At 70.6% G+C, this 7,291-nt stretch carries 9 protein-coding genes; 6 read left to right on the top strand and 3 right to left on the bottom strand.

Features of this window, described 5'->3' with window-relative positions; genetic code table 11:
- Positions 1 to 157: 157 nt before the first annotated feature.
- From ACWCO3_RS28800 to ACWCO3_RS28790, 3 genes are all read right to left on the bottom strand, one after another.
- Positions 158 to 295 carry a hypothetical protein gene (locus ACWCO3_RS28800; protein WP_167524816.1) on the bottom strand — a complete coding sequence of 46 codons (138 nt, stop codon included), beginning with the start codon at positions 293 to 295 and terminating at the stop codon, positions 158 to 160.
- Positions 296 to 501: 206 nt separating this feature from the next.
- Complete coding sequence (locus ACWCO3_RS28795) at positions 502 to 1,716, bottom strand: RNA polymerase sigma factor (RefSeq protein WP_450013031.1); 1,215 nt, start codon at positions 1,714 to 1,716, stop codon at positions 502 to 504.
- Positions 1,716 to 2,102 carry a YciI family protein gene (locus ACWCO3_RS28790; RefSeq protein ID WP_145780199.1) on the bottom strand — a complete coding sequence of 129 codons (387 nt, stop codon included), beginning with the start codon at positions 2,100 to 2,102 and terminating at the stop codon, positions 1,716 to 1,718. Before ACWCO3_RS28790 ends, ACWCO3_RS28795 begins: the two co-directional genes overlap by 1 nt.
- Before the next feature lie 169 nt (positions 2,103 to 2,271).
- Between ACWCO3_RS28790 and ACWCO3_RS28785 the strand changes: the two genes are divergently transcribed.
- From ACWCO3_RS28785 to ACWCO3_RS28760, 6 genes are all read left to right on the top strand, one after another.
- The gene (locus tag ACWCO3_RS28785) at positions 2,272 to 3,276 is read left to right on the top strand and encodes an ABC transporter substrate-binding protein (RefSeq protein WP_450013029.1); all 1,005 of its coding nucleotides are present in this window, start codon (positions 2,272 to 2,274) and stop codon (positions 3,274 to 3,276) included.
- Positions 3,273 to 4,061, top strand: coding sequence for a class I SAM-dependent methyltransferase (locus ACWCO3_RS28780; RefSeq protein ID WP_450013027.1), 789 nt, complete (start codon positions 3,273 to 3,275; stop codon positions 4,059 to 4,061). Before ACWCO3_RS28785 ends, ACWCO3_RS28780 begins: the two co-directional genes overlap by 4 nt.
- 80 nt (positions 4,062 to 4,141) lie before the next feature.
- Entirely contained in the window at positions 4,142 to 5,161 is a 1,020-nt protein-coding gene (locus ACWCO3_RS28775) for a FecCD family ABC transporter permease (protein WP_244311648.1), read from the top strand.
- A gap of 101 nt (positions 5,162 to 5,262) precedes the next feature.
- Positions 5,263 to 6,036 (top strand): ABC transporter ATP-binding protein, encoded by a 774-nt coding sequence (locus tag ACWCO3_RS28770; RefSeq protein ID WP_450013025.1) that lies wholly within the window; start codon positions 5,263 to 5,265, stop codon positions 6,034 to 6,036.
- A gap of 51 nt (positions 6,037 to 6,087) precedes the next feature.
- Positions 6,088 to 6,726, top strand: a complete 639-nt coding sequence (locus tag ACWCO3_RS28765; RefSeq protein ID WP_145780208.1) for a GNAT family N-acetyltransferase — start codon at positions 6,088 to 6,090, stop codon at positions 6,724 to 6,726.
- A 130-nt stretch (positions 6,727 to 6,856) separates the two neighbouring features.
- Positions 6,857 to 7,003, top strand: coding sequence for a hypothetical protein (locus tag ACWCO3_RS28760; RefSeq protein WP_167524818.1), 147 nt, complete (start codon positions 6,857 to 6,859; stop codon positions 7,001 to 7,003).
- Positions 7,004 to 7,291: the final 288 nt, after the last annotated feature.

Below are 7,291 nucleotides of genomic sequence, written 5' to 3'. Positions count from 1 at the left end.
GCGCGTACGCCAGGGGGATGGACGAAGCCGGGCCGCCGATGCCGGGCTCGATGAGACGTTGCCGGCCGGCAGGCCACTGTGGACCTGCCCGACTCGACGTGTTCAGCGGGTGATCAGGCCTAGCTTCTCCCGGGATCCATCGCGTCTCGGTTCGCGGTCAATGCCGCTGCCCGGCGTCCGTGGGTGCCGCGATGGCTGGTCCGTCCGGGCCGGCGGCGAGCGCGATTCGTAGCGGCGGCGTCATCTTCATCGACACGATCTCCTCGGGATCGTCGTGCGGATGGAGCTCTCGCACCCCGGGAAATACCCCGGTCTGCCCACGTCCGCCGAAACGAGGGCGATGTCGAGACGACGCGGAGCGCTGCCACCGTGCCGGGTTACGGCGTACGGATGAACATCGATCCACATCGTTGATGTGCAGTTAACAGTGGACGTCGGTGAGGGTCAATCCCCGAGGATCGTCAGGATCATCTCGGGGACCGTGAGTCGCCACGCCGACGACTAGTCCAGTGCGGCTGCCTTGCCGAGCAGCACCGAGCGTTCGCGCTGGTTGGCGCACAACCGGGCGGCCGACTCCAGCTCGGCGCGTGCCTCCGCTCGCCGGCCGAGGCGGGTCAGCAGCTCACCGCGGACGGTCGGCACGAGATGCGAGTCGGGAAGCCGGTTCGCGGCGATCAGCGCGTCCACGATGGCCAGGGCCGGCGCCGGACCCGAGGCCATGGCGACGGCGACCGCCCGGTTGAGCTCGACCACCGGCGAGGGAGCGATACGCCCCAGCGCCTCGTAGAGCACCACGATCCGGGCCCAGTTCGTCTCCTCGACCGAGGGCGCCGACGCGTGCGTGGCCGCGATGGCGGCCTGCAGGCCGTAGGGGCCGAGGCCGTGCCGCGATGCTTTGGTCAGCGCGGCCAGCCCACGACGAATCGCCGAGAGGTCCCACAACCGGCGGTCCTGGTCTTCCAGCAGGATCGGCGTGCCGTCTCGTTCGGTCCGGGCCGGGAAGCGCGCGGCGGTCAGCTCGCACAGCGCGAGCAGGCCGTGTGCCTCCGGCTCGTCCGGCAGCAGTGCGGTCAGTGTGCGGGCCAGCCGGATCGCCTCGTACGCGACGTCGGGGCGTAGCAGCCGGTCACCCGACGTGGCCGTGGATCCCTCGGTGAAGATCGCGTAGAGGACGCTGAGAACGCCGCCCAGCCGATCCCGTCGCTCGTCGACCGGCGGCAGCTCGAAGGGCACCCCGGCAGCCGCGATCGCCCTCTTGGCCCGGGTGATTCGCGCCTGCACTGTCGGCACCGGCACCAGGAACGCGCGGGCGATCTCCTCGCTGGACAGGCCGCCGACGACGCGCAGGGTCAGTGCCACCCGTGCCTCACGGGAGAGCACCGGGTGGCAGCTGACGAACATCAACGCCAGCACGTCGTCGTCGATCCGGTCGAGGTCGACCTCCTGGTCGACAGGTGGATCGGCAGCCAACAGGGCGTACCGGTCCTGGAGGGCGGCCCGGCGGCGGATCGCGTCGATCGCCCGCCGTCGGGCAGTCGCCATCAGCCACCCGGCCGGATTCGTCGGGGAGGCGTGCGGCCAGGACACCAGCGCCTCGGCCACCGCCTCCTGGGCGGAGTCCTCGGCCAGCCCGAAATCGCCTGTGAACCGGGTCAGCGTGGCGACGATCCGTGCCGACTCGATGCGCCAGACGGCCTCGACGTCGCCCGTACCCATCAGATCCTGCCGTTGCTCTCGCCGCTCTGCGGGACCTCGTCGGCCTCGGCCACCCGCCGGACCTCGATCTTGGAGCCGCGGACCGCCGGGACCCGCCTGGCCCAGTCGACCGCCTCCTCCTTCGTGGCGACGTCGAGGAGGAAGTAACCCCCGAACAGCTCCCGGGTCTCGCCGTACGGTCCGTCCGTGACGACCGGCGGCTCGCCGCTGAAGTCGACCACGACCCCCCGGCCCGGATCGTCCAGCCCTTCGGCGGCGAGGAGGACACCGGCCTTCATCATCTCCTCGATGAACCGGCCGGTCGCGGCCATCGCCTCGTCGATCGACGCCATCAGGGCAGCGTTCGTCTCGTCGGTGCCCCGCATGATCAACATGTACTTCGACATCGCGTTCTCCTCGTCCGGCAGGGTCGCCTCACGACCCTCGCACGCACCTGTCGAACGAGCGGCCCGCGAATCGACACGGACGCGGAACATTCTTCCCTCGCGGCGGGGCGGCGTTCACCACCCGCACCCGCCTGTGCGCCGCCGGGACGCCGTTGATATGTTCCCGCCCATGAAAACCGTTTTCGTTAAGGCGAGCCTGTGTCTGGCGCTGGCCACCGCGGGATGCGCCGCCGGTGGAGCCGCCACACCTGCCGCGCAGGGCCACCTGGCCGCCCCGATCCACCTGACCAACTGCGGACTACCCGTCAGCGTCACCGCGCCGCCCCAGCGAGCGATCGCACTGGAACAGAACGCCACCGAGATCATGCTCAGCCTCGGTCTCGCCGACCGGATGATCGGCACCAGCTACCAGACCGACCCGGTGCTTCCCGACCTGCGCCAGGCGTACGAGAAGGTGCCGGTGCTGGCCAAGCTCTACCCCTCGCGAGAGGCGGTCCGCGCGGCGAACCCGGACTTCGTCTACTCGACCTACACCTCCGCGTACGCCCCGGACGCCGCAGGCCCAAGGGCCGACCTAGCCACCCTCGGTGTGCCGGCGTACCTCTCCGAGTTCGCGTGCGAGAAGCCGACGGACGCGACCCGGACTGTCACTTTCGACGGGATCTTCGAGGAGATCCGCGACATCGCCAGCGTCTTCGGAGTGCCGGAGCGGGCCGAGAAGGTGATCCACGACCAGCAGAGTCGTTTGGCCGAGGCCCGAGGTGCGGCGCCGACTGCCGCACCGGGCGCCGGCCCGTCACTGCTCTGGTACTACTCCGGTACGAGCACCCCGTACGTGGCCGGGCACGGCGGAGTTCCGGACGCGATCAGTTCGCTGCTGGGTGTCCGCAACGCGTTCACCGATGCCAGCCAGAAGTGGCCCGCCGGCAACTGGGAGGAGATCGCCAAACGAAATCCGGACGTGATCGTGCTGGCGGACCTGACCAGGGGCGGCGACGGCGACAGCGCCCAATCGAAGATCGACTTCCTGCGCCGCAACCCGGTGACCTCGAAACTGGACGCGGTGGTCGCCGGACGTTTCGTCACCGTGCCGGGCTCGTCGATGGATCCGTCGATCCGCAGCGTCCAGGCGGCGCAGCTGGTCGGCGCCAGTCTGCACGGGACCGCCCGATGACCCCGCCGACCGGTACCGACGTCGTTGCGCTGGACCAGTCGGCCGCCCGGCGTCTTCTCGACCTCTGGAACGAGCAGCAGTCTGCCTATGTGGCCCACCGCGACCTGCGGTTCGATGCCATGGCCGACGTGGTGCGGCTGCACTGCCCGGAGGATCTCACCATCCTGGATCTGGCCTGTGGTCCCGGTGCGATCAGCGACCGGATGCTGGCCGAGTTTCCATGGGCCACCTCCGTCGCGGTCGACTACGACCCGATCCTGCTGCAGGTGGCGCGGCGTGCCCTGGACCGGTACACCGCGCGAGCCGAGGTCCACGACGTCGACCTGGTGGTCGACGGCTGGGAGGAGGCGTTGACCGGACGGCGAGTCGACGCCGTGCTCACCTCGACGGCACTGCACTGGCTCGCGCCGGAGCAACTGCTGCGGGTCTACACCACAGTGGCGCGGCTACTGCCCGCCGGCGGCGTGCTGCTCAACGCCGACCACCTCCGCTACGACGAATCGGCGCCCACCCTGCGCGGCATCGCCGGTCGGCATGACGCGCAGGTGCAGCAGGAGACCTTCGCCGCCGGAGCGCTCACCTACTCCGCGTGGTACGCCGAGGCGGCCAGACACCCGGAACTGGCCGGGCTGACCGCCGAGCGCGACCGGCGGTTCGCCGACCGGCCGCCGCCGGCCCCAGCCTCACTGGAATTCCACCTGGCGGCCCTTCGTGCGGCAGGCTTCGCCGAGGCCGGCACGGTCTGGCAGTACCTCGACGACTATGTGGTGTTCGCCCGCCGATGAAGCTGCGAGCCGCACGATCCGTCGCCTCGGTGAGCAACCCGCCGGCACCGGGGCGACGAGAATCGTCATCCCCCGTCGGCGTGCCGAAACTCGGCCGGTACGTTCTGCCGCTGGCCTTCCTCCTGCTGCTGGTCACCATCGCGGCGGCGGTCAGCGTGGGTTCGGCCGATCTGCCGGTCGACAGCGTCCTGCGTGCGGTGGCCAGTCACGTGGGCCTGCCGGTCCAGCCCTTACCGCCGTTGCCGGACAGCATCGTGTGGGATCTCCGGCTGCCCCGGGTGCTGCTGGCCGCATTGGTCGGCGCCGGTCTGGCGGTGTGCGGCGCGGTGCTACAGGCGCTCACGCGTAATCCGCTGGCCGACCCTTTCCTGCTCGGTGTGTCGTCCGGCGCCTCCACCGGCGCGGTGGCGGTGCTGGTCCTCGGCATCCGGATCGGCGCCGGCCCGGTCGATCTGACCACCGGTGCGTTCGTCGGCAGTATGGCCGCGTTCGGCGCGGTGCTGCTGCTGGCCGGTCGGCGGGCCGGCGAGCCAACCCGGATCGTTCTCGCCGGGGTGGCCGTCTCCCAGCTCTTCAGCGCGGTGACCAGCTTGATCGTGATCTCCGACGCGCACACGCAGGACACCCGTAGCGTGACGTTCTGGCTGCTCGGTTCGCTGACGGCGGCGTCCTGGCAGGCGGTGGCGCTGAGCGCCGTGGTTGTCGGCGTCGGCCTGCTGGTCTGCTGGGCCGGTGCGACAGCGCTGGACGCGTTCGCGTTCGGCACCGACACCGCTCGTTCGCTCGGCTTCTCTCCCGGGCGTACCCGGCTGCTGCTGTTCAGCGTCACCGCCCTGATGGCGGCCGCGTTGGTCGCGGCGAGCGGTGCCATCGGTTTCGTCGGGCTGACCGTGCCGCACGCCGTCCGGTTCCTGTTCGGCAGCCGGCATCGCACGTTGCTGCCCACCTGCGCGGTGATCGGCGCGATCTTCCTGATCTGGGCGGACACTGTGGCGAGGACCGTCTTCTCGCCACAGGAACTGCCGGTGGGCGTGCTCACCGCGCTGCTCGGGGTGCCGGTGTTCGCGCTGGTCATGCGACGTCGGACGGGCACACCATGATCGGGCGAGACCCTTCCGGCCGAAGCGTGGAAAGCGATGGTCGGACGGCCGGCGGTGCCGGAGAGGACCGGCCAGACCGTGCCCCGTACCCGGCTGGAGCCTTGCCGGCGCGGCTGCACGCGGACGGGGTGGGGTGGGGCGTGGCCGGCGCACGGATCCTGGCCGGGGTGGCGCTCACCGCCGAACCGGGCGTCACGGTCGGGCTGCTCGGGCCGAACGGCTCCGGCAAATCGAGCCTGTTGCGGCTACTGGCCGGGCTGACCCGACCGGAGTCCGGGAGGGTGCTGCTCGACGACGTTGCGTTGAGGGCGATACCCCGACGTGCCCTTGCTCGACGGATCGCTGTGGTCACCCAACAGGTCGCCACCGACGTGGAGATGTCCGCACTGGAGGTGGTTCTGCTGGGCCGGATCCCGTACCGGCCACGTATTGCCGGGGTCGGCGCCGCGGATCTGGACCTGGCACGGCGTGCTCTCGCCGAGGCCGGTCTGGCCGGCTTCGAGCAGCGGCGCTGGTCCAGCCTGTCCGGCGGCGAGCGGCAGCGGGTCGACCTGGCCCGTGCCCTGGTGCAGGAACCGGATCTGCTGCTGCTCGACGAGCCGACCAACCATCTGGACATCCGGCATCAGCTGGAGCTGCTGCGGTTCCTCGCCGAGTCGACCAGCACCGTCGTGGTGACCCTGCACGATCTCAATCTGGCCGCCCAGTACTGCGACCGGTTGGTGCTTCTGTGCAGCGGCCGGGTGGTCGCGGCGGGTACGCCCGTCGAGGTCCTCACCGCAAGCCGGATCGAGCAGGTCTACCAGGTGCGCGCGGACGTGGACATCGCCGCCGACGGCCGGCCCCGGATCCGGTACCGCAGACCTCCGCCGTAGACGGCACCCCCACGGCAAACAGCGCGGCCCGGAACGGAGGAGGATACGACCATGGAGCGCACGTTGGCCGACATCCTGGAGGCGGCGACGCACGGGGACTTCCCGCCACCGGACGGCGGGACCACTGTGGTCGCGCAGCCGAGCCACCGCGACGCCGGGGTCATCGCCTTCACCGGCCACTCGGTGGTGTTCACCGACGAGGACCCCCAATGGGTACGACGTACGTTGGCCGCTGTCGACTGCGACCCCTTGGCGGCCACGATGAATCCGCGATTCCTGGGTGCTCTGCTCGACCGCACCCGGCGGTCCACGGACACGATCGACCTGTTGACCGTGGCGAGTTGCCTCGCCGGGGCTCCGCCACTGGAGCTGACCGAGCTGACCGAGGCCGGTCATCCGCGCGAGGTCAGGGCCCGCCGGCGTCGTGACGATGTGCGCGTCTGGGCCGCCGAGGGCGGGGTGATCGTCCTCGGCCGAGGGGTGGCCGGTCGCTGGGAGGTGGCGATCGAGGTCGACGACGAGCACCGCCACCGGGGCCTGGGGAGAGCGCTGGCGACGGCCGCCCGACATCTGGTGCCGGACGGTCGACCGGTCTGGTCCCAGCAGGCCGTCGGCAACGCGCGCAGCGTACGCGCCTTCCAGGCGGCCGGGTTTCGACCGGTGGGAGCCGAAGCGCTGCTCCTCGCGTAGGCGCAGGTCACGCGTCGAACGCCACACTGTGGACGTATTCGTGATCGGGCGGGACGTTTCCGCGATCACGGCCGGGGGCATCTCGGCGGGAGATTCACTCGCCAGTCACCCCTTGATCGAGGAGACCAATATGTCCGCCCAGGCATTTCTCTACATCGTCGCCGTCATCCTGATCGTGCTCGCGGCCCTGCCACTGCCCACCCGGGGCATCTCGCTCGCGCTCCTCGGTGCCGCCTGCGCCCTGCTCGCGTACGCCTGGCCGGTGATCACCGCCTGAGCGGGGGCTGCGTACTCCTTCGACGCGGGGCCGACGGGTCGACGCTTGCTGAGCTTCTTTCACAAGCGTAGGAAGAACACCACCGTCGGCCCTTCATCGATTCGCCGTCCTGCGTCGAAGGAGATGCGTGTGACCACTTCCAGAGGGCTCCGTCTCGCCGTGTCCGTGCTGGTGACCGCGGGCGCCGTCCTGCTCGGCACGGCGGCCCCCGCGGCACCGCCAACGACTTCCGGCCGTCCGTCCTGCGACCCGATCGACCCGACCGCCTGCCTGCTGCCGTTCCCGAAC

It is taken from the genome of Micromonospora sp. NPDC002411 (assembly GCF_053592955.1).
This window is presented reverse-complemented; position numbering and strand designations above follow the sequence as displayed.

What these genes read in the sequence shown, in the direction of transcription:
- ACWCO3_RS28795 (WP_450013031.1), bottom strand. Translation starts at nt 1,716, where the DNA reads ATGGGTACGGGCGACGTCGAGGCCGTCTGGCGCATCGAGTCGGCACGG.
- ACWCO3_RS28790 (WP_145780199.1), bottom strand. Translation starts at nt 2,102, where the DNA reads ATGTCGAAGTACATGTTGATCATGCGGGGCACCGACGAGACGAACGCT.
- ACWCO3_RS28785 (WP_450013029.1), top strand. Translation starts at nt 2,272, where the DNA reads ATGAAAACCGTTTTCGTTAAGGCGAGCCTGTGTCTGGCGCTGGCCACC.
- ACWCO3_RS28780 (WP_450013027.1), top strand. Translation starts at nt 3,273, where the DNA reads ATGACCCCGCCGACCGGTACCGACGTCGTTGCGCTGGACCAGTCGGCC.
- ACWCO3_RS28765 (WP_145780208.1), top strand. Translation starts at nt 6,088, where the DNA reads ATGGAGCGCACGTTGGCCGACATCCTGGAGGCGGCGACGCACGGGGAC.
- ACWCO3_RS28760 (WP_167524818.1), top strand. Translation starts at nt 6,857, where the DNA reads ATGTCCGCCCAGGCATTTCTCTACATCGTCGCCGTCATCCTGATCGTG.